This is a genomic window from Kineococcus sp. GCM10028916, from assembly GCF_042674865.1.
Lineage (GTDB): Bacteria > Actinomycetota > Actinomycetes > Actinomycetales > Kineococcaceae > Kineococcus.
Window position 1 is genome coordinate 693,721 of sequence record NZ_JBHTFM010000003.1, and the last position, 19,657, is coordinate 713,377.

A 19,657-nucleotide genomic window follows, 5' to 3' on the forward strand; every position below is an offset into this window, starting at 1 on the left:
GCCGCCGACCGACCTGAGGATCGGCGGCCGGAACCACCCGGATGCCTTGTCCTGCCTAGAACCGCAACGGATCCGGGTTCTAGAAGGTCAGGGCTTGAGGAGGACCTTCAGGGCTCCGGTGCGCGCCGCGAGGACGTCGAGGGCCGCCTGGGCGTCGGCGATGTCGAACTCGTGGGTGATCAGCGGCGTCGGGTCCAGGACGCCGGTGGAGAACGCCCGGACGGCGTAGGCCCAGGCCCGGGTCGGGGCCCCGAAGACGGTCAGGACGTGGACGTTGCGCGACACCAGTTCCAGCGCGGACAGGTCGTCGGCGTCGGTGGCGGGGATGCCCGTCAGGACGACGCGACCGCCGCGGCGGGCCAGGCGGACGGCCGTGCGCGCGATGCCGGGGACGCCGGCGGCCTCGATGACGGCGTCGAAGGTGGCGTCCAGCGTGGTGGCGTCACCGGTGTAGTGCGCGGCCCCGCAGGTCGCGGCGAGCTCGCGGCGCTCGTCGTTGTGGTGCACGACGGTGACCTCGCAGCCCGCCCCCTTGAGCAGCTGCACGCAGAGCAGCCCCAGGGTGCCGGCGCCGACGACGGCCACCTTCGAGCCGACGGTGACGTCGGCGAGCAGGACGGCCTCGGCCACGCAGGCGGCGGGTTCGATGCCGGCGGCGGCGCGCAGGTCGGCGCCCTCGTTCAGCAGGTGCAGGTAGCGCGCGGGCAGCGTGAGCCACGTGGCCCACCCACCGGAGAGGGTGAACCCGGTCTCCTCGTAGTCCTGCGGCCAGCCGTCGGTGTCGCCGGCGACGGAGGCCGGGGTGCCCTCGGCGGTGCGGATGCCCTGACCCACGACCCCGCGCCCGACGATCCCGTCGGGGACGCCCTCGCCGACGGCCACGACGGTGCCGGACCACTCGTGACCGGGGACGACGGGGTAGCGCACGAACTCCGCGGGCCGGGTTCCGGCGAAGACCTCGCGGTCGGAGCCGCAGATGCCGCAGTAGGCGACCTGGACGAGGGCCTCACCCGGGCCGGGGTCCGGGACGGTCACGTCGTCGAGGAGTTCGAGGGTCCCGGGTTCGGTGATCCGGACCGCCCGGCCGGTGCGCTGCGTCATGGGGGCAAGTTACCGGGTCGGCGCTGCGCTCCGGCGACCGCGCGATCAGAGCGAGGGGTGGCCCTCGGCGCGGCGGATGACGTCGGTCAGCGCGGCCACGAGGCTCTGCGCCTCCGGCAGCGAGAGCTGCGCGATGTCGCCGATGAAGACGCGCGGGCCGAAGCGGCGCAGGACGGTCTGGCCGTTCTCGGCGTAGGCGAGGTCGGTGGACTCCAGGCGCACGGGGCAGGGGCGTTCGGCGCCCTCGTCACCCTCGAGGGGGACCGTCTGGGCCTGGTAGCTGTGCAGCCAGCCACCCTCGACCTCGAGCCCGCGCGACGCCCAGGGCGGGGCGTCCCAGCGGATGACCTGGATCGAGTCGTCGGCCACCTGGGCCACGCTGTCCCCGGTGGGGGTGCGCTGGTCGTCCATCGACGCTCCACGGTTGAGTAGTAGGTGCTGAAGGTGATCCCAAGAAGGAGCAGACCGTGATCGTGCAATCGCAGAGCGTTGCTGGGTCAGCCTGCCAGACTCTTCACGATTCCGCCGCGTGTTCGTGACAACACTCTCAGTTGATCTCGATGACCGGAACCACCGCCGTGGAGGTGATGACGGGTTCCCGAGGTTGCCTCGGGGTTCGTCCCGGCGGCACCATCGGAGCGTGCTCCCGCGCCTGGTCGTCCTCGACCCCTTCTGGCCGGGCCGACGTCCGTACGTGTTCGACGGGTGGTGTCGGCGCTCCTGAGAGCGCCCGCACCCCATCCGACCGAACCGAAGGACCCCTGTGACCAGCGACAACGTTCCCGCCGTCGACCCGTCGACCTGGAGCTTCGAGACCCTCCAGGTCCACGCCGGGCAGAGCCCCGACCCCACCACCGGGGCCCGCGCGCTGCCGATCTACCAGACGACCAGCTACGCCTTCCGCGACACCGACCACGCCGCCGCGCTGTTCGGGCTCACCGAGGCCGGCAACATCTACACGCGGATCATGAACCCGACCCAGGACACCGTCGAGCAGCGCATCGCCGCCCTCGAGGGCGGGATCGGCGCGCTGCTCGTCGCCTCCGGGCAGGCCGCGGAGACCCTCGCGATCCTCAACATCGCCTCCGCCGGCGACCACGTCGTCGCCAGCCCCCGCCTCTACGGCGGCACGCAGAACCTCTTCCACCACACGCTGCCCAAGATGGGCATCACGGTGAGCTTCGTCGAGGACCCCGACGACGCGGCCTCGTGGGCCGCGGCCGTGCGCCCGGAGACCAAGCTGTTCTACGGCGAGACCATCTCCAACCCCGCCGGTGACGTCCTCGACCTCGAGGTCGTCGCGGGGGTCGCGCACGAGCACGGGGTCCCGCTGATCGTGGACAACACCATCGCCACGCCCTACCTGATCCGGCCCTTCGAGCACGGCGTCGACATCGTGGTCCACTCCGCGACGAAGTACCTCGGCGGGCACGGGACGTCCGTCGCGGGCGCCGTCGTGGACTCCGGGAACTTCGACTGGGCCGCCTCCGGCCGCTTCCACGGCCTCACCACCCCCGACCCCAGCTACCACGGGGTCGTCTTCACCGACGCCGTCGGGAAGGCCGCCTACCTCACCAAGCTGCGGGTGCAGCTGCTGCGCGACCTCGGCCCGGCCGTCGCGCCGTTCAACGCCTTCCTCATCGCCCAGGGGCTGGAGACGCTGTCGCTGCGGGTCGAGCGCCACGTCGAGAACGCCCTCGCGGTGGCGCGGTTCCTCGAGGCCCGCGACGACGTCCTCTCGGTGAACTACGCCGCGCTGGCGTCCTCGCCCTGGCACGCCCAGCAGCTCAAGTACGCGCCCAAGGGGTCCGGGGCCGTGCTCGCCTTCGAGATCGCCGGCGGCCTCCCCGCCGGGAAGGCGTTCGTCGACGCCCTCGTCCTGCACAGCCACGTCGCCAACATCGGCGACGTGCGCTCCCTCGTCATCCACCCCGCCTCCACCACCCACTCCCAGCTCACCCCCGAGGCCCAGCTCGCCGCGGGGGTCACCCCCGGCCTGGTCCGCCTCGCGGTCGGGATCGAGAAGATCGACGACATCCTCGCGGACCTCCGCGTCGGGTTCTCCGCCGCGGCCGCCACCACGTCCCGGACCGCCTGACGCCCGCGCGTCAGGGACACTGGGACCGAGCAGGGGGTCGAGCGGGAGTGGTGGTCGTCGACGTGGTGGGTACGCACGAACTCGTCCAAGAGGTGCCGGAGCAGGCGTCGCGGGCGCTGTCGTCGAAGGGGCCCCCGGCCTCGGGGGCGTGGCGCGAGGGCGACTTCGCCGGCCACCGGCGCTTCGCCGACGTCGGGGACCTGCCGCTGCAGCTCGGCGGTGTCCTGCCGCAGGTCCGGCTCGCCTACGAAACGTGGGGGACGCTGAACGACGACGCCTCCAACGCCGTCCTCGTCGAGCACGCCCTCACCGGTGACGCCCACGTCACCGGTGAGGCCGGGCCCGGCCACCCGACCGCCGGCTGGTGGTCGACGCTCGTCGGGCCAGGCAAGGCCCTCGACACCGAGCGGTACTTCGTCGTCGCCGCCAACGTCGTCGGTGGCTGCCAGGGCTCGACCGGCCCCGCCTCCGCCCGCCCCGGCACCGACCGGGCGTGGGGTTCGGCCTTCCCGCGGATCACCGTCGCCGACCAGGTCGCGGCCGAGGCCCGCCTGGCCGACGTCCTCGGCATCTCCCGCTTCGTCGCCGTCCTGGGCGGCTCCATGGGGGGCATGCGTTCGCTGGAATGGGCTGCGGCACAACCGGACCGCGTGGGATCCGCCCTCGTCCTCGCGACCACGGCCGCCTCCGGGGCCGACCAGATCGGCGCCCAGAGCGCCCAGCTCGCGGCGATCCTCGGCGACCCGGGCTGGCGCGGCGGCGACTACCACGGCGCCCCGGACGGGCACGGTCCGCACGTCGGCCTCGGCCTCGCCCGCCGCCTCGCCCACCTGACCTACCGCAGCGCCGCCGAGCTCGACAGCCGCTTCGGCCGCTCCGCGCAGTTCGGCGAGGACCCGCTCGCGCCCCGCGAACCCGGCCGCTACGCCGTGCAGAGCTACCTCGACCACCACGCCGAGAAGCTCGTGCGCCGCTTCGACGCCGGCTCCTACGTCGCCCTCACCGACGCCATGAACACCTGGGACGTCGGCCTGCACCGCGGCGGGACCGAGCAGGCGCTCGCCGCCGTCACCGTGCCGCTGGTCGTCGTGGCCGTCGACTCCGACCGGCTCTACCCCGTCGAGGACTCGCGCCGGATCGTCGCCGCGGCCCCCGCCGCCGTCGGTGGGCTGCGGGTGGTGACGTCGGTCTCCGGCCACGACGGGTTCCTGCTCGAGTCCGACCAGATCGCGCCGCTCGTCCTCGAGACGCTGGCCCTCGGCGCCCGCTGACCCGTGATCCCGCTAGTGGTCCCAGCGGGATCACGGTCGGCCCCTTCCGCGGCGGAGGGGCGGGTCAGGCGGTGGGGACGTGCGCCCCGTCGCGGACGTCGGTGGCGTTGCGGGTCGGGTCCATCGAGCGTTCGTCGAAGGGGATCTCCCCGGCCAGGACCCGCGTCGCGCGGGCGTGGTCGATCTGGTGGGTCCAGGTGCCGATGACGACGGTGCCCACCGAGTTCCCGATGAAGTTCGTCACCGCGCGGGCCTCGGACATGAACCGGTCGATCCCGACGATGAGCCCGACCCCGTCCAGCAGAGCGGGTTTGTGCGAGGCGAGGCCACCGGCCAGCGTCGCCAGGCCGGCGCCGGAGACCCCGGCGGCGCCCTTGGAGGCGATGACCATGAACACCAGCAGCGAGACCTGCTCGCCCACCGACATCGGCTGGCCGAGGGAGTTGGCGATGAACAGCGAGGCCATCGTCAGGTAGATCGCGGTGCCGTCCAGGTTGAAGGAGTACCCCGTGGGGACGGTGATGCCGACGGTCGGCTTCGAGACCCCGAGGTGCTCCATCTTCGCGATGAGCCGGGGGAGCGCCGTCTCGGAACTCGAGGTCGAGACGATGAGCAGGAGTTCCCGGGCGACGTAGCGCAGCAGCTTGAAGATCGACATCTTCGCGACGATCCGCAGCATCAGGCCCAGGACGATGAACACGAACAGCGCGCAGGTGACGTAGAAGCCGACCATCACCGTCGCGAGCGCCTTCAACGCGTCCACGCCGGTCTCCCCGACGACGGCCGCGATCGCGCCGAACGCCCCGATCGGCGCGACCCACATGATCATCGCGAGGACCTTGAAGACGACCTTCTGGATCGTCTCGACCGCCCGGAGGGCGACCTGCCCGCGCTCACCGAGACCCTGGATCGCGAAACCCACGAGCAGGGCGACGAACAGCGCCTCGAGGACGGAACCGTCGGTCAGCGCCGAGAACAGCGAGGTCGGGATGATGCCGAGCAGGAAGGCGACCGTGCCGCCGTTCTCCTCGGCCGCCTTGGCGAGCTGGCCCCCCTGGCTCCGCAGGTCGTCGGTGAGCTGCAGGTCGGTCACCGGCAGCAGGTTCCCCACGACGAGGCCGATGACCAGCGCGAACCCGCTCATCACCAGGAAGTACAGCAGCGCGGTCCCGCCGACCCGGCCCACCGAGGCCGCCTTGGCCACGGAGCCCACGCCCAGCACGATGGTGCAGAAGATGATCGGCGCGATCATCATCCGGACCAGGGCGACGAACCCCGTCCCGAGCGGCTTCAGCTCCTTGCCGACGTCGGGGAAGATCAGACCGACGGCGATGCCGAGGGCGACGGCGACGATCACCGCGATGTAGAGGAAGTGCGTGCGGTCACGCTTGACCGTCTGGTTCTGAGCGCCAGTGCTCATGGGACCCTCTCGGTGACGTCCGGATGCTGGAGGTGATCGTGGTCACAGCTACCCCGTCACGTCCCGCTTCCGGTCGTTTCGTTCACCGGTCGGGGCACTGGACCCTCGCCTCGCGCGTCCTCGTCCTGCAGCTGCTCGTCGTGCTCGTCGTCGTCCTCGGCGCGACGGCCGCCCTGGGCTGGCAGCTGCGCAGCGACACCCGCCGCGACGCCACCACCGAGGTCACCGACGTCGCCGCCGCCGTCGCGCAGTCGCCCGACGTGCGGGCCGGGCTCGAGGACCCCGCCACCGCGGACCGCGCCGGGATCCAGCGTCACGTCGAGGCCGTCCGGACGGCCACCGGCGTCGACTTCATCACCGTCGTGGACCGCGACGCGATCCGCTGGACCCACCCCGACCCCGGCCAGATCGGCAGACCGTTCCTCGGCCACAGCGCCCCCGCCCTGGCCGGCGGGGAGGTCGTCGAGACCTACACCGGCACCCTCGGCCCCTCGGTGCGCGCCGTGCTGCCCGTCCGGGCCCAGGACGGGGCCGTCGTCGGTGCGGTCGCCGTCGGGGTGACGACCCGCTCGGTCACCGCGGACCTGCTCGACCGGCTGCCCGTCCTGCTGCTCGCCCTCGCCCTCGCCCTCGGGCTCTCGTTCGCGGGCAGCTGGGCGCTCTCGCGCTGGGTCCGCCGCCGCACCCACGGTCTCGAACCCACCGACCTGACCCGCCTCTGGGAGGTCAACGACGCCGTCCTGCACTCGCTGCGCGAAGGCCTCGTCGTCCTCGACCCCGCCGGGCGGGTCCAGGTCGTCAACGACGAGGCCCGCCGGCTGCTGCCCACCGCCCCCGACGGGGAGCTGGAGATCCCGCCCGCCGTGCAGCGCCTCCTCGACGCCGACGAGGACGTCGTGGACGACCTGCAGGTCAGCGACGACCGTGTCCTCGTGGTCAACCGGCTCGACGCCCGCTGGGAGGGCCGCCGCGTCGGCACCGTCGTGACCCTGCGCGACCACACCGAGCTGCAGGCCCTCACCCGCGACCTCGACGCCGTCCGCGGCCTCGCCGACGCGCTGCGCTCCCAGGCCCACGAGGCCGCGAACCGGCTGCACGTCGTCGTCACCCTCGTCGAGCAGGGCCAGCCCGAACGGGCCGTCGCCTTCGCCACCTCCGAGCTCGCCGCCGCCCAGCAGCTCACCGACCTCGTGGTCGCCGACGTCGCCGACCCGGCCGTCGCCGCGCTGCTCATCGGCAAGTCCGCCCAGGCCGCCGAACGCGGCGTGGAACTCGAGGTCGAACCCGACACGGCGCTCGCCGACGGCCTGCTGCCCGCGCGCGACCTGGTCACCGTCGTCGGGAACCTCGTCGACAACGCCGTCGAGGCCGCGCTGGACGCGGCGGGGCCCCGCTGGGTGCGGGTCCGGATCACCGGGGGCGGGGGAGCCGTCGAGGTCCGGGTGACGGACTCGGGGGAGGGCCTGCCCCCCGGCTGGCTGGAACGGGCGATGCGCCGCGGCTGGTCGCGCAAGGAGAACCGCCTGGCCCCCGAGGGCGCCCACGGGCTCGGGCTGGCCCTCGTCGGGCAGGTCGTGCGCCGCCACGGCGGGACGATCGCCGTCGAGGAACCCGTGACCCTCGACGACGGCGGCGGGACGATCGTGGTGCGACTGCCGTGCGGGATGGCGTGCGGGATGGCGTGCGGGATGGCGTGCGGGATGGCGTGCGGGATGCCGTGCGGGGTGGCGACGTGATCCGGGTCCTCGTCGTCGAGGACGACCCGGTGCTCGCCGCCGGGCACGCCGAGAAGGTCTCGGCGATCCCGGGGTTCGTCGTCGTCGCTGCCGTGCACTCCGGGCGGGAGGCGCTCGCGGCCGTCGGCGCCGCCGGGGCGGACACCCCGATCGACCTGGTGCTGCTGGACATGACGTTGCCGGACGTCGACGGGCTGCAGGTGCTGCGCGCGTTGCGGGCCGCCGCCGTCCCCGCCGACGTCATCGCCGTGACGGCCGTCCGCGAACCCGCGACCGTGCGGGCGTCGTTGTCGATGGGGGTCGTGCAGTACCTGCTGAAACCCTTCTCGGCCGCCGCGCTGGAGGAACGGCTCCTCACCTACGCGCGGTTCCGGGCCGACGTCGTCGCGGCCTCGGGGGAGCACGGCATCGACCAGCAGGCCATCGACGAGGCGCTCTCGCAGTTGCGCACCGCCGCCGGCCCCGCCCGCGGGATCGCCGCGCCGACGTTGCTGGCCGTCGTGGCGGCGCTGCGGGAAGCACCTGCGGCGCAAGGGTTGTCAGCGGCCGAGGTGGCCGCGGTGACGGGGTTGTCGCGGGTCAGCGCGCGACGCTACCTGGAGCACCTGTCCGGTGCGGGCCGGGTGCGGCGCGAACCCCGCTACGGCGGTTCCGGTCGCCCCGAACTCGCCTACCTGCCCACCGCCGCCCTCTGACGGGTTCCGGGTCCGCCGGGGTTCCGGCGTGCACGGGGGGTTCCCCGGGCGCAGCATCGTGGTTCGTGAGCGACAGCACGAGAACCACCCCCCGGGCGAGCGACCTCGGCGGCGTCTCCGACGAGCGGGCCCCCTCCCCGGGGACCGTCCGCACCATCCTGACCGCCATCGGTCTCCTGCTGGCGACGGCGCTGCTGCTGTACGTCGTGCTGCAGACCCTGCAGGTCCTGACCTGGATCGTCGTGGCCGCGTTCTTCGCCGTGGCCCTCTACCCCGTCGTCGGGTGGGTGGAGCGCCGTCTGCTGGGCGGCAGGCGCCGCCCCCTGGCCACGCTGCTCGTCTTCGTCGTCATCGTCCTGCTGCTCGCCGCGATCGGGACCCTCTTCGTCGTCCCCCTCGCCCAGGAGGGCACCAAGTTCGCCGGGCAGCTGCCCCAGCTCGTCGACGACGCCCGCGCCGGGCGCGGGCCCGTCGGGAACCTGCTGGAGCGCACCCACGCCCTGACCTACGTCCAGGACAACCAGGACCGCATCAAGGCCTTCGCCACCGGCCTGACCACCCCGGCCGCCGGGGCGCTGCGCGGGGTCGCGACCGGGGCCGCCGGAGCGGCCTCGATCTTCGTCCTCGCCTTCCTCATGGTCCTCGAGGGCCCCAAGGTCGTCGACGGTTTCGTCAACCTCTTCCACCCCCCCACCGCCCACCGGCTGCGCACCGTGGGTGCGGACTGCGCGAAGTCGGTCACGGGGTACCTGTCGGGGAACCTCCTCATCAGCGCCATCTGCGGCGTCCTCACCTACGTCGTGCTGAAGGTCGCCGGTGTCCCCTTCGCCGGGCTGATCGCTCTCTTCGTCGCGATCGCCGACCTCATCCCGCTGGTCGGGGCCACCATCGGCGCCGTCGTGGCCGTCGTCGCCGGGCTCGTGCACTCGGTGCCCGCCGGCGTCGCGGTGCTGGTGTTCTTCCTCGTCTACCAGCAGCTGGAGAACCACCTGCTGCAGCCGCTGATCTTCTCCCGCACCGTGAAGCTGAACCCGCTGACGGTCATCGTGGCCATCCTGCTCTCCGTCGAGCTGGCCGGGATCCTCGGCGCGCTGCTGGCGATCCCGGTGGCGAGCATCGCCCAGGTCGTCGTCCGCGACGTGTGGGACCACCGCACGGGCCGCCCCAAGGACGAGGTGACGGTGGGTGAGGACCGCGAGTCCGTCGGCACCGCGACCCGGGAGATCCGGCTGCCGGGCGAAGGCGCGCACCAGGCGTGAGCGCGACCCCGGACTACGCCGTCCCGGCGCAGGTGGACTGCCCCACCCCGGGCCAGGCGCCCCCCACCGGCCTCAAGCGCTGGCTGCTGGCGGACCGCGTGCAGCCGCCCGGCCCGGTCGCCGCGGCCGAGCAGGTCCACCCGCAGGCGTGGTGGAAGGTCATGTGCCTCACCGGGGTGGACTACTTCTCCACCCTGTCCTACCTGCCCGGGATCGCGGCCCTGGCCGCCGGGGCGCTCTCCCCGCTGGCCACCCTGCTCATCGTCGCGCTGACCCTGCTGGGGATGCTGCCGATGTACCGCCGGGTCGCGGCGGAGAGCCCCCACGGGCAGGGCTCGGTCGCGATGCTGGAGGACCTCCTGCCGTTCTGGCGGGGCAAGGTCTTCGTCCTCGTCCTCCTCGGGTTCGTCGCCACCTCCTGGATCATCACGATCACCCTGTCCAGCGCCGACGCCTCGGTGCACCTGCTGGAGAACCCCTACGCGCCCGCCGCGCTGCACGGGCACGCCGTGCTCGTCACCGTGGTCCTGCTGCTCGTCCTGGGCGGGGTGTTCCTGCTGGGCTTCAGCGAGGCCGTCGTCGTCGCCATCCCGCTGGTGGCGGTGTTCCTGCTGCTCAACGCCGCGGTCGTCGTCGTCGGCCTCCTCGACGTCGTGCGCGACCCGGCCGCCCTGACGGGGTGGAGCGACCGGCTCACCGCGGGCGGCGGGGGCGTGGGCGGGGTGCTGGGCCCGGCCGTGCTCGCCTTCCCGCTGCTGGTGCTGGGGCTCTCGGGCTTCGAGACCGGGGTCTCGATGATGCCGCTGATCGCCGCGAAGGGGGCCACGCCCGAGGAGGTGCTGGCCTCGCGCGTGCGCAACACCCGCAAGCTGCTGACCGCGGCCGCGCTGATCATGAGCGTCTACCTGCTGGCGACCAGCTTCGTGACCACCGTGCTCATCCCCGCGCCGGAGTTCCGCGCCGGCGGGGCGGCCAGCGGCCGGGCGATGGCCTACCTGGCCCACGAGCGCCTCGGCGGCGGCTTCGGCACCGTCTACGACGTCTCCAGCGTCCTCATCCTCTGGTTCGCGGGCGCCTCGGCCATGGCCGGGCTGATCAACATCGTGCCCCGCTACCTGCCGGCCTACGGCATGGCGCCGGAGTGGGGGCGCGCGGTGCGCCCGGTCGTCCTCGTCTACACCGCCATCAGCGTCCTCATCACTCTCGCCTTCCGCGCCGACGTCGACGCCCAGGCCGGGGCCTACGCCACCGGGATCCTGGTGATGATGGTCTCGGGGGCCGTGGCGGTCACCGTCTCCGCGCGCCGCGCGCACCGGCGCCGGGCCACCGCGGGCTTCGCCGCGCTGACCGCGGTCCTGCTCTACGCGCTGGTGGAGAACGTCCGGGAGAAGCCCGACGGCATCGCCATCTCGGGGTTGTTCATCGCCGGCATCGTCGTCGTCTCCCTGGTCTCGCGGGTCTCGCGCACCACCGAGCTGCGGGCCGACCGCATCGAGTTCGACGACGCCGCGCGCCGCATCGTCACCGACTCGCTGACCTTCGACGGGGCCCTGCACCTCATCGCCAACCGCCCGGGGGTGGGCGACGAGGCCGAGTACGCGGCCAAGGAGGCGCGGGTGCGGGCGATGGACCCCGTGCCCGGCGGCGCCGACGTGGAGTTCCTCGAGGTGGAGGTCGTGGACCCCTCGGCGTTCTCCGAGGTCCTCCTCGTGCGCGGGGTGTTCGTCGGCCCCTACCGGGTCCTGCGGACGCAGGCCCCGGCTGCGCCCAACGCCGTCGCCGCGATCCTGCTCGCGCTGCGCGACGCCACCGGGGTCCGCCCCCACGCCCACTTCGAGTGGTCCGAGGGCAACCCCCTGGGCCACCTCATGCGCTACCTGATCCTCGGCCGCGGCGACACCGCCCCCGTCGTCCGCGAGATCCTGCGCACCCTGGAACCGGACCCGGAGCGGCGTCCCGGCATCCACGTCGGGGGCTGAGCCCGGACGACCGGGAGGGCCGGCTCAGACGCCCCCGGCAGGAACGGGGCGGCCGAGGTGGAACCCCTGCCCGTGCGAGACCCCGAGCCCGCGCAGGCACTCCAGCTCCTCCGCGGTCTCGATGCCCTCGGCCACGACGTGGGCGCCCGCGTGCCGGGCGAACGTGGTCAGCGAGGCCGCCAGCGCGCGCCGGGTGGCGTCGAGGTGGACGTCGCGGATGAGGCTGAGGTCCAGCTTGATGAACTCCGGACCCAGGGCCAGGACGTGGCGCATGCTGGCGAACCCGGCGCCCGCGTCGTCCACGGCGATGCGCAGCCCCGCCGCGCGCAGCGGGGACAGGTGACGCAGCAGGGCCGGGTAGTCGTCCACGGCCTCGTGCTCGGTGATCTCCAGCACGAGACCGGCGGGATCGTGGCCGGCCAGCGCCCGGGCCAGGGCCGGTGAGAGGCACAGGGCGGGGCTGACGTTGAGCGACAGGAAGCCCGCACCGCGGGGGCGCTGCGCCAGCGCCGCCAGGAGGGCGGCCAGCTCCAGCCGTTCGCCGGCTCCCACCCGGCGGGCGTCGGCGAACCAGCTGTCCGGCGTCCCGGCGGGGAAGCGGCTCAGGGCCTCCACGCCCACCCCCTGCAGACCCGCGAGCTCCACGACGGGCTGGTAGACCGGGCGCGGTCCCCCGGACCGGTCCAGCTCGTCGAGGCGGGTGAGGACCGAGCGGTGCTCCTCCCCCCGTCGTCGCCCGCGGGTGACCAGCTCGCCCAGGGCTTCCGCGACGATCTCCAGCACGCCCGCGTCCCGGGTCCGCAGGTCCGGCTGCGGCGTGCTCGACAGCGCGCAGAGGGTGCCGTAGAGGGTGCCGTCCTCGAAGTGCACGGGGACCCCGACGTAGGCCCCGATGTCGAGGGCCGCGGTGATGGGCAGCCCCGACGTCACCGGGTGCGCGGCAGCGTCGACGACGACGGGTTCGAGGTGGCCGTCCAGCACGCGCTGGCAGTACGTGCCCCCGCGGTGGGTGCTGAACCCCCGCGGGTCCGGGGCGCCGGCGGCGGTGGCCACGTGGCGCAGCGTCCAGGTGTCGCCGTGGAACTCGGCCAGCACGGCGGTCTCCACACCGAGCTGGCGGCGGGCGGTCTCCAGCAGCCGCTCGATGCGGCGGCCCAGCTCCACGTCCCCGTCCAGGGCTCGACGCGGGGCCGGCCCGGTGCCGGTCGCCCCGGGGTCCCCGCGCTCGGGGGCCACGCGCCGGGCGGCCTTGTCGGCGTACATGGCGGCGTCCGCCTCGTGCCAGGCGACGCCGAGGCCGGTCGCGGCCCGGCGGGTGGCGGCGCCGATCGAGACACGCACCCCGGCTGATCCCAGCTCGGCGCGCAGGCGCTCGGCCACCGCGGCGGCCCGCGCGCGGTCCGCGTCGGGCAGCAGTGCGGCGAACTCGTCCCCGCCCAGGCGCACCACCAGGTCCTCCGGGCGCAGGTGGTCGTCGACCACGCGCGCGGCGCACCGGATCACCTCGTCGCCGGCGTCGTGGCCCCGGGTGTCGTTGAGCGCCTTCAGCCCGTCGAGGTCGAGGACCAGCACCGAGGCGGTCGAGCCGAGTCGCTGGGCCCGGGTCTCCTCCGCGGCGAGGGCGGTGTCCCACGCGCGGCGGTTGCCGACGCCGGTGAGCGCGTCGCGCTCGGCCACCGCCTCGGCCCGCTCCGCCCGGTGCGACTCCCGCACCAGGCGCAGCTCGTAGCTGAGCACCGTGGCCAGCAGGTCCGCGGCGAGCTCGATCTCGGGCAACCGCAGCGCGGTCGCGGGGTCCACGGCGTCGAGCGCCCCGCCGCACAGCGTGCCCAGCAGGGTCCCGTCCGGGGCGAGCAGCGGCACCGAGACGTAGGAGCGCCAGGGGAACCCCGTCGCCGTCAGGGCGTGCGCCCATCCCGGCTCCTGCTCCACGCGCGTGGAGAACCCCGGGGCCCCGCCCGCGACCGAGGCGGCGCAGAAGGTGTCGTCCCACGCCATCACGTCACCCGCCCGCAGGCCCACCTGCCCCGCGTCGAGGGCGGAGAGGACCACGTAGTCCTCCCCGTCGCGGCGGGCCAGCGCCCAGGTGTCCATCCCGACGCTGCGGTGCAGGTGCTGCAGGGTCGCCGCCGCGGCGGTGGTGAAGTCGCTGACCGAGGGGGGTGGGGACGTCTCCGCTCCGGGGGGCGCTACCGCGGGGGAGGGGTGGTCCACCGTCCCCCATCGGCGCCGGGTCCCGCGCCCTTGAGGCGGGTCAGCGCGGGGAGAGGGCCGGGCCGCGCGCGGCGAGCCGGTCGTCGACGGGTTCCGCGGGCCGGGTCGCGGCCAGCGCGGCGGGCGGCACGGCGCGGCTGAACAGCCAGCCCTGGGCCAGCGGGCACCCGAGCCGGGTGAGCAGGTCCGCCTGCTCCGCGGTCTCCACCCCCTCGGCGATCACCTCCAGGCCCAGGGCGCTCGACAGCGACAGCAGGGCCTGCAGGACCCCCGCCCGGCGCGGGGAGGTGGTGATCTCGGCGATGAACCCGGCGTCGAGCTTCAGGTAGTCGGCCGGGAGGGTGTCCAGGCGGCTGAAGGAGGAGTAGCCGGTGCCGAAGTCGTCGATGGCCACCGACACGCCGAACGAGCGCAGCTCCTCCAGCGCCCGCAGCGCGGAACCGGTGGAGCCGTCGAGGAGGCTCTCGGTGACCTCCACGACGAGCAGGTCCGCCGGCCAGCCGGTGCTGCGCAGGACCTCGTGCACGTGCGCGGCGAACCCGGTGCGGGTGAGCTCGCGGCCGGAGACGTTGACGGTGAGCAGCAGGTCGCGCTGCCACGCCTCCCGCAGGTCGCGGGCGCCCCGGCAGGCGTCGGTCAGGATCGCCGCGCCCAGCTCGACGATCAGCCCGGTGGTCTCGGCGACGGGGACGAACTCGGCGGGGGGGACCTGCCCGCGCACCGGGTGCGTCCAGCGGGCCAGCGCCTCCACCCCGACGACCTCGCCGGTGGCGGGGATCACGATCGGCTGGAACCAGGCCCGCACGTCCCCGGCGTCGAGGGCCAGCGCGAGGTCGCGGGCCAGCTCCACGCTGTCGACGTCGTCGAGGCGGGTGCGCCCGCGCCCGCCGGCCTTGGCGGCGTAGAGCGCGGCGTCGGCCCGGCGCACCAGGTCGGCCCCCGACTCGCCGGGGAACAGCTGCCCCACCCCGGCGGAGAAGCCGGCGGTGCGGGCGCCCGCCCGCAGCTCCTCGACGGCGGTCAGCGCCTGGCGCCCGGACCGCCCGGGGAGCAGGACGGCGAACTCGTCGCCGCCGTAGCGGGCGATGACCGTCCCGGCGGGCAGGGTGGTCCGCAGCTCGGTGGCCAGCTCCTGCAGGAGGCGGTCGCCGGCCCCGTGCCCCTCGCCGTCGTTGACGGTCTTGAAGTGGTCCACGTCCAGCAGCGCGGCGGCCAGTGCCCCGCCGCTGCGCGCGGCGGCGACCGCCTCGTCGAGGGCCTGGTCGAACCCGCGGCGGTTGAGCAGACCGGTGAGGCTGTCGTGGTTGGCGCGCGCGGCGACCCGCACGAGGATCCCCACGACGGCGGTGATGACCGAGCAGACCACGACCAGCGCGAGCTCGACGCCGAGGGTGACCCCCTCGCGCTCGTGCAGGGCCCACCCTCCCGCCCCGAAGATCGCGACCAGGTGCGCGGCGCCGGGCAGCCAGCCGAAGAAGAACATGACGTCGATGGCGACGAAGGCGTACACCGTCGTGATCGCGAGGGCCGTGGCCGTGGTCGGGCACAGCGGCACCGCGAGGGAGATGAGCACCGTCCCCACCAGGAGCACCGCGTGGAAGGCGTTCCGGGGCAGGTGCCGGCCCCACCGCAGCAGCGCGGCTCCGCCGAGCAGGGCCGTGGCGGCGAGGACGATGAGCACCGCCCGGTCCGGGGCCCGCCCGAAGTCCGCGGTGAGGATGACCACCATCGCCGCCACCCCGCCCGCGACGAAGAACGCGCCGGCGGTCCTGGCCATCACCCGGGGGGTGGCCAGGAGCGGGGCGGTCATCGCGGGCACGGTGTGTCGTCGGCGCGCACGGAGATCATCTAGAGGGGTGTCCACCCGTGCGGCGCAGCCCGAGGGGCCCTAGGGTCGCTGCCGTGGCAGCAGCGGAGCGGATCACCGACAGGCTCGTGGGACACGGCGAAGGCCCGTGCTGGTCGCCGACGTGGGGAGGGCTGCGGTTCGTCGACCTCAACGAGGGCGACATCGTCACCCTCGACGCGTCCGGGGCGACCAGCCGGAAGCACTACGGCGACGTGGTGGCGATCACCCGGCCGCGGGTCGGCGGGGGAGCCGTCGTCGCCGTGGAGCGCGGGATCGTCCTCGAGGCGCCCGACGGCTCGTTGGAGCGGCTGCCGGAGCTGTGGGGCCCGCGGGTCCGGCTGCGGATGAACGAGGGCGGCTGCGACCCCGACGGCCGCTTCTACGCGGGGAACATGGCCTACGACCAGGCCGACGGCAAGGGCGCCGGGCGCGGGGCGGTCTTCCGCCTCGACGTCGACGGCACCACCTCGATCGTCGTCGAGGAGGTCACGATCTCCAACGGTCTCGGCTGGAGCCCGGACGGGACGCTGGCCTACTACAACGACACCCCGACCGGTCGCACCGACGTCTTCGACTACACCCGCGACGGCGGCCTCACCAACCGCCGCCCCTTCGCCCAGGTCAACGACGAGTCGGGTCGCAACCGGCCCGACGGGCTGACCGTCGACGCCGAGGGTGGGGTCTGGACGGCCCTCTTCGGGGGTTCCGCGGTCCGCCGCTACGCCCCGGACGGCACGCTGGACGCCGTCGTCGAGGTCGGTGCCCGGCAGGTCACGGCCTGCACGTTCGGCGGTGAGGACTACAGCGAGCTGTTCATCACGACGTCGCGCGAGGGCCTCGCGGACGACGACGACCCCCAGGCCGGGAGCATCTTCCGCTTCGTGCCCGGGGTGAAGGGCCTGCCGGCGCTGCCCTACGCGGGCTGAGCGCAGGCGCTGCGCACGACGCGGACCAGGGACTCGGCGACGAGGAGGTCGCCGGTCCAGGTCGCGGCGACGCAGTCCCCGGGGCGCAGTCCGGACAGGCCCAGGTGGTCGACGTGCTCCCGGTCCAGGCAGACGTCGTGCCCGGCGGTGCGCAGGCAGACCTCGGTCCGGGCGGCGCGGGTGACCGTGCCGGGTGCGGTGCTCGGCGTCGGCGGGCGCAGCAGCACGGCCAGGGCGAGCGCCAGCAGCGCGACCGCCACCACGACGGGCAGCGCGCGGCGGAGGGTCACACCCCGTCGTCGGCCCTCCGCGTCGGCCCCTTGAGTCGTGATCCCGCTGGGACTCCCAGCGGGATCTCCGGCGCAGAGCGCCGGCTCAGGGTCAGGGAGTGGTCTCGCGGACGGGGGGTTCGGGGGCGGGGGAGCCGCCGTCGGTGCGGCTCGCGGCCTCGTCGCGCAGTCGCTGCGCGAACTCCTCGGCCATCATCAGCCGCTCGCGGAGCTTCTCGACGCGGGCGTCGGCGGCGGCGCGGAAGGTGTCGAGCCGCTCGAACAGCGTGTCGCGCGGGGTCTCGGAGGGGAGCCGGCCGTCGAGGGCGTCGAGGACCTGCAGCAGTTCGCGCATCTCGTCGAGGGAGAAGTCCAGCGGCTTCATCCGCTTGAGGACGAGGAGGCGGTAGACGTCCATCTCGGTGTAGAGCCGGAACCCGCCGGGGGTGCGCTGGGTCGGGGTGACCAGACCCATCTCGTCGTAGTAGCGGATGGTGCGGAAGCTGTAGCCGACCCGTTCGACGACCTCGCCGATCTGCATGAGTTCGGGCATCGAGATCTCCTTGATCGACGGACGGGCGTCGCCGGGACGACAGTCGATCGTAACGGCCAGGTCGCTCCCGTTCGGCCCGTCTGCGGGGTGGTTCCCCCGGAGGCAGGTACCGACGCGCGGGGCCCGGGGTGTTCCGCACGGGACGTTTGGTGGTTAACCTGCACACTGTGACGCGACTGACTACGCTGGGTGACGATCGTGACTGAGGGTCGCACAGCCCGCCGCACCCTGCTGCTGGCCCTGACCGCTGCGGTCCCGCTGATCGCGGTGGGCGGCCCGGCCCTGGCCGACCCGGTCTACCCCAGCCAGGGCGACGTCGACGCCGCGAAGGCCGCCGCCGCCGCCACGGCCGCGCAGGTCGACTCGTTGCAGGCGCAGCTGAACAGCCAGCAGGACCAGCTCGACGCCGCGCAGACCTCGCTGTCCGTCGCGACCGAGGACTACGACGAGGCCCGCGCGCTGCTCGAGCAGCGCACGAGCGAGGCCACCGCCGCCGCCCAGGCCGCCGCCGACGCCGCGCAGGCCTACGAGGAGGCCCGGATCGCCGTCGGCCAGCTCGCCTCCCAGACCTACCGCGGGTCCTCCGGGGACTACTCCTCGTTCACGTCCGTCCTCGCCTCCGGCTCCATCACCGACTACGTCGACGGCAAGGCCACCCTCGACCACCTCGCCGGCAGCCGAGCCGACGTCCAGGCCGAGGCCGCCGCCGCGAAGACCCTCGCCGAGAGCACCGCCGCCCAGGCCGCCGACGCCAAGCAGGCCCAGCAGGACGCCACCGACGCCACCGCCAAGGCCCAGAAGACCGCGCAGAAGGCCGCCGACGCCGCTGACGCGGTGGTCGCGGGCACCCAGGCCAAGACCGACGCCCTCGTCGCCCAGCTCGCGCAGCTGCAGCAGACCACCGTCGCGCTCGAGCAGCAGCGCCAGGCCGGCCTCGAGACCGAACGCCAGGCCGCGGCGGCCGCCACCGCGCAGGCCGCCGGCGCCGCGCTGGCGGCGGTCGTCGCGCAGGCCGAGGCTGCCGCGCGGGCCGAGGCCCGGGCCGCCTCCGCCCCGTCCGTGCGCAGCTCGTCGTCCGCGCGCGGGTCCACGGGCGGGTCCGCGGGCAGCGCCTCGGTGCGCCGCGCCGCCGGACCCACGGCGGGCGCGAACACCGCCGTCGACTGGGCGCTCGCGCAGCTCGGCAAGCCCTACCTGTGGGCCGGCGACGGCCCCGACTCCTTCGACTGCTCCGGCCTGACGATGCGCGCCTGGCAGGCCGCCGGGGTCGGGCTGCCGCACTCCTCGCGCATCCAGTACAGCGGCGAGGCCAAGGTCGACCTCTCCGACCTGCAAGCCGGCGACCTCGTCTTCTACGCCACCAACACCGCCAACCCCGGCACGATCCACCACGTCGGCATGGTCATCGCGCCCGGGACGATGGTCGAGGCCCCGCACACCGGCGCCAACGTGCGGACCTCCTCGATCTACCGCTCCGGGCTCATGCCCTACGGCACCCGTCCCGCCTGACCTCCGCGTCCCCCCCGGGCCGCGAACGCGAGAGGGATCGTTGCCTCCCCGAGGTCGTAGGACGACATCGGGGAGGCAACGATCCCTCAGCGGAACCGGGCCGAAGCCTCAGTGCTTCGCGGCACCGGCCTCGTAGGACGTGCCCTTGGCGCGCTCGTAGGACGCCGCGATCTCCTTCTCGGCCTCCGCGCGACCGGCCCAGTTCGCGCCCTCGACGCTCTTGCCGGGCTCGAGGTCCTTGTAGGTCTCGAAGAAGTGCTGGATCTCCAGGCGGTCGAACTCGGAGATGTCCTCCAGGTCCTGGATCTTCTCCCAGCGCGGGTCGCCCGCGGGGACGGCGAGGATCTTGTCGTCGCCGCCGGCCTCGTCGCGCATGTGGAACATGCCGATCGCGCGCGAGGAGATGAGGCAGCCGGGGAACGTCGGCTCCTCGAGGATGACGAGGACGTCCAGCGGGTCCCCGTCCTCGCCCAGCGTGCCCTCGATGAACCCGTAGTCGTGCGGGTAGCGCGTCGAGGTGAACAACATGCGGTCCAGGCGGATGCGCCCGGTCTCGTGGTCGACCTCGTACTTGTTGCGCTGACCCTTGGGGATCTCGATGGTCGCGTCGAACTCGACTGGGGTGCTCACGTGGCTCCTCTCGTCGGGGCCCGGGGACCCCGTCTGGTTCTTCGCCCGACCGGAGGGTCTGCTCCGCCGGGGGTGCGCGCTAGTGTCGCGCAGACCGGCGCTCGCGGACGAACTCGGGGTGGCACCCCGGTGACGACCGCTGCGCCAC

Annotated in this window: 16 protein-coding genes; 8 read left to right on the top strand and 8 right to left on the bottom strand. The window is 74.1% G+C overall.

Annotated elements, in window-relative coordinates; translation table 11 throughout:
• Positions 1-87 precede the first annotated feature (87 nt).
• Complete coding sequence (locus tag ACFQ46_RS05875) at positions 88-1,101, bottom strand: zinc-binding dehydrogenase (RefSeq protein WP_380258084.1); 1,014 nt, start codon at positions 1,099-1,101, stop codon at positions 88-90.
• Positions 1,102-1,146: 45 nt separating this feature from the next.
• Positions 1,147-1,512, bottom strand: coding sequence for a hypothetical protein (locus ACFQ46_RS05880; protein ID WP_380258086.1), 366 nt, complete (start codon positions 1,510-1,512; stop codon positions 1,147-1,149).
• Between the two features lie 352 nt (positions 1,513-1,864).
• Between ACFQ46_RS05880 and ACFQ46_RS05885 the strand changes: the two genes are divergently transcribed.
• Positions 1,865-3,199 (top strand): bifunctional o-acetylhomoserine/o-acetylserine sulfhydrylase, encoded by a 1,335-nt coding sequence (locus tag ACFQ46_RS05885; RefSeq protein WP_380258088.1) that lies wholly within the window; start codon positions 1,865-1,867, stop codon positions 3,197-3,199.
• 92 nt (positions 3,200-3,291) lie between these two features.
• Entirely contained in the window at positions 3,292-4,470 is a 1,179-nt protein-coding gene (locus ACFQ46_RS05890) for a homoserine O-acetyltransferase (protein WP_380258447.1), read from the top strand.
• A 64-nt stretch (positions 4,471-4,534) separates the two neighbouring features.
• Here ACFQ46_RS05890 and ACFQ46_RS05895 read toward each other — a convergent pair whose 3' ends face one another.
• Positions 4,535-5,890, bottom strand: coding sequence for a cation:dicarboxylate symporter family transporter (locus ACFQ46_RS05895; RefSeq protein ID WP_380258090.1), 1,356 nt, complete (start codon positions 5,888-5,890; stop codon positions 4,535-4,537).
• A gap of 38 nt (positions 5,891-5,928) precedes the next feature.
• Here ACFQ46_RS05895 and ACFQ46_RS05900 point away from each other — a divergent pair, with 38 nt between their 5' ends.
• The 4 genes from ACFQ46_RS05900 to ACFQ46_RS05915 all read left to right on the top strand — a co-directional run bounded on the left by ACFQ46_RS05900 (position 5,929) and on the right by ACFQ46_RS05915 (position 11,559).
• On the top strand, positions 5,929-7,626 hold the full coding sequence (locus ACFQ46_RS05900; protein ID WP_380258094.1) for an ATP-binding protein: 1,698 nt from the start codon (positions 5,929-5,931) through the stop codon (positions 7,624-7,626).
• Complete coding sequence (locus tag ACFQ46_RS05905; protein ID WP_380258096.1) at positions 7,623-8,321, top strand: response regulator; 699 nt, start codon at positions 7,623-7,625, stop codon at positions 8,319-8,321. The genes ACFQ46_RS05900 and ACFQ46_RS05905 overlap by 4 nt, the downstream gene beginning before the upstream one ends.
• 65 nt (positions 8,322-8,386) lie before the next feature.
• On the top strand, positions 8,387-9,580 hold the full coding sequence (locus ACFQ46_RS05910) for an AI-2E family transporter (RefSeq protein WP_380258099.1): 1,194 nt from the start codon (positions 8,387-8,389) through the stop codon (positions 9,578-9,580).
• Positions 9,577-11,559: an amino acid transporter gene (locus ACFQ46_RS05915; RefSeq protein ID WP_380258101.1), complete on the top strand. Its 1,983-nt coding sequence runs from the start codon at positions 9,577-9,579 to the stop codon at positions 11,557-11,559. The genes ACFQ46_RS05910 and ACFQ46_RS05915 overlap by 4 nt, the downstream gene beginning before the upstream one ends.
• A 24-nt stretch (positions 11,560-11,583) precedes the next feature.
• Here ACFQ46_RS05915 and ACFQ46_RS05920 read toward each other — a convergent pair whose 3' ends face one another.
• Positions 11,584-13,773 carry an EAL domain-containing protein gene (locus ACFQ46_RS05920; protein WP_380258103.1) on the bottom strand — a complete coding sequence of 730 codons (2,190 nt, stop codon included), beginning with the start codon at positions 13,771-13,773 and terminating at the stop codon, positions 11,584-11,586.
• A 40-nt stretch (positions 13,774-13,813) separates the two neighbouring features.
• Complete coding sequence (locus ACFQ46_RS05925; protein WP_380258105.1) at positions 13,814-15,583, bottom strand: putative bifunctional diguanylate cyclase/phosphodiesterase; 1,770 nt, start codon at positions 15,581-15,583, stop codon at positions 13,814-13,816.
• Positions 15,584-15,675: 92 nt separating this feature from the next.
• Between ACFQ46_RS05925 and ACFQ46_RS05930 the strand changes: the two genes are divergently transcribed.
• Positions 15,676-16,548: an SMP-30/gluconolactonase/LRE family protein gene (locus ACFQ46_RS05930; RefSeq protein ID WP_380258107.1), complete on the top strand. Its 873-nt coding sequence runs from the start codon at positions 15,676-15,678 to the stop codon at positions 16,546-16,548.
• Here ACFQ46_RS05930 and ACFQ46_RS05935 read toward each other — a convergent pair.
• Positions 16,536-16,838, bottom strand: a complete 303-nt coding sequence (locus ACFQ46_RS05935; protein WP_380258109.1) for a hypothetical protein — start codon at positions 16,836-16,838, stop codon at positions 16,536-16,538. The genes ACFQ46_RS05930 and ACFQ46_RS05935 overlap by 13 nt on opposite strands.
• A gap of 91 nt (positions 16,839-16,929) precedes the next feature.
• The gene (locus ACFQ46_RS05940) at positions 16,930-17,370 is read right to left on the bottom strand and encodes a MerR family transcriptional regulator (protein WP_380258111.1); all 441 of its coding nucleotides are present in this window, start codon (positions 17,368-17,370) and stop codon (positions 16,930-16,932) included.
• Between the two features lie 198 nt (positions 17,371-17,568).
• Here ACFQ46_RS05940 and ACFQ46_RS05945 point away from each other — a divergent pair, with 198 nt between their 5' ends.
• On the top strand, positions 17,569-18,879 hold the full coding sequence (locus ACFQ46_RS05945) for a C40 family peptidase (protein WP_380258113.1): 1,311 nt from the start codon (positions 17,569-17,571) through the stop codon (positions 18,877-18,879).
• Between the two features lie 108 nt (positions 18,880-18,987).
• Here the strand turns inward: ACFQ46_RS05945 and ACFQ46_RS05950 are convergent, their stop codons facing one another.
• The gene (locus ACFQ46_RS05950; protein WP_328294471.1) at positions 18,988-19,509 is read right to left on the bottom strand and encodes an inorganic diphosphatase; all 522 of its coding nucleotides are present in this window, start codon (positions 19,507-19,509) and stop codon (positions 18,988-18,990) included.
• Positions 19,510-19,657 lie beyond the last annotated feature (148 nt).

What these genes read in the sequence shown, in the direction of transcription:
- ACFQ46_RS05875 (WP_380258084.1), bottom strand. Translation starts at nt 1,101, where the DNA reads ATGACGCAGCGCACCGGCCGGGCGGTCCGGATCACCGAACCCGGGACC.
- ACFQ46_RS05880 (WP_380258086.1), bottom strand. Translation starts at nt 1,512, where the DNA reads ATGGACGACCAGCGCACCCCCACCGGGGACAGCGTGGCCCAGGTGGCC.
- ACFQ46_RS05895 (WP_380258090.1), bottom strand. Translation starts at nt 5,890, where the DNA reads ATGAGCACTGGCGCTCAGAACCAGACGGTCAAGCGTGACCGCACGCAC.
- ACFQ46_RS05925 (WP_380258105.1), bottom strand. Translation starts at nt 15,583, where the DNA reads ATGACCGCCCCGCTCCTGGCCACCCCCCGGGTGATGGCCAGGACCGCC.
- ACFQ46_RS05940 (WP_380258111.1), bottom strand. Translation starts at nt 17,370, where the DNA reads ATGCCCGAACTCATGCAGATCGGCGAGGTCGTCGAACGGGTCGGCTAC.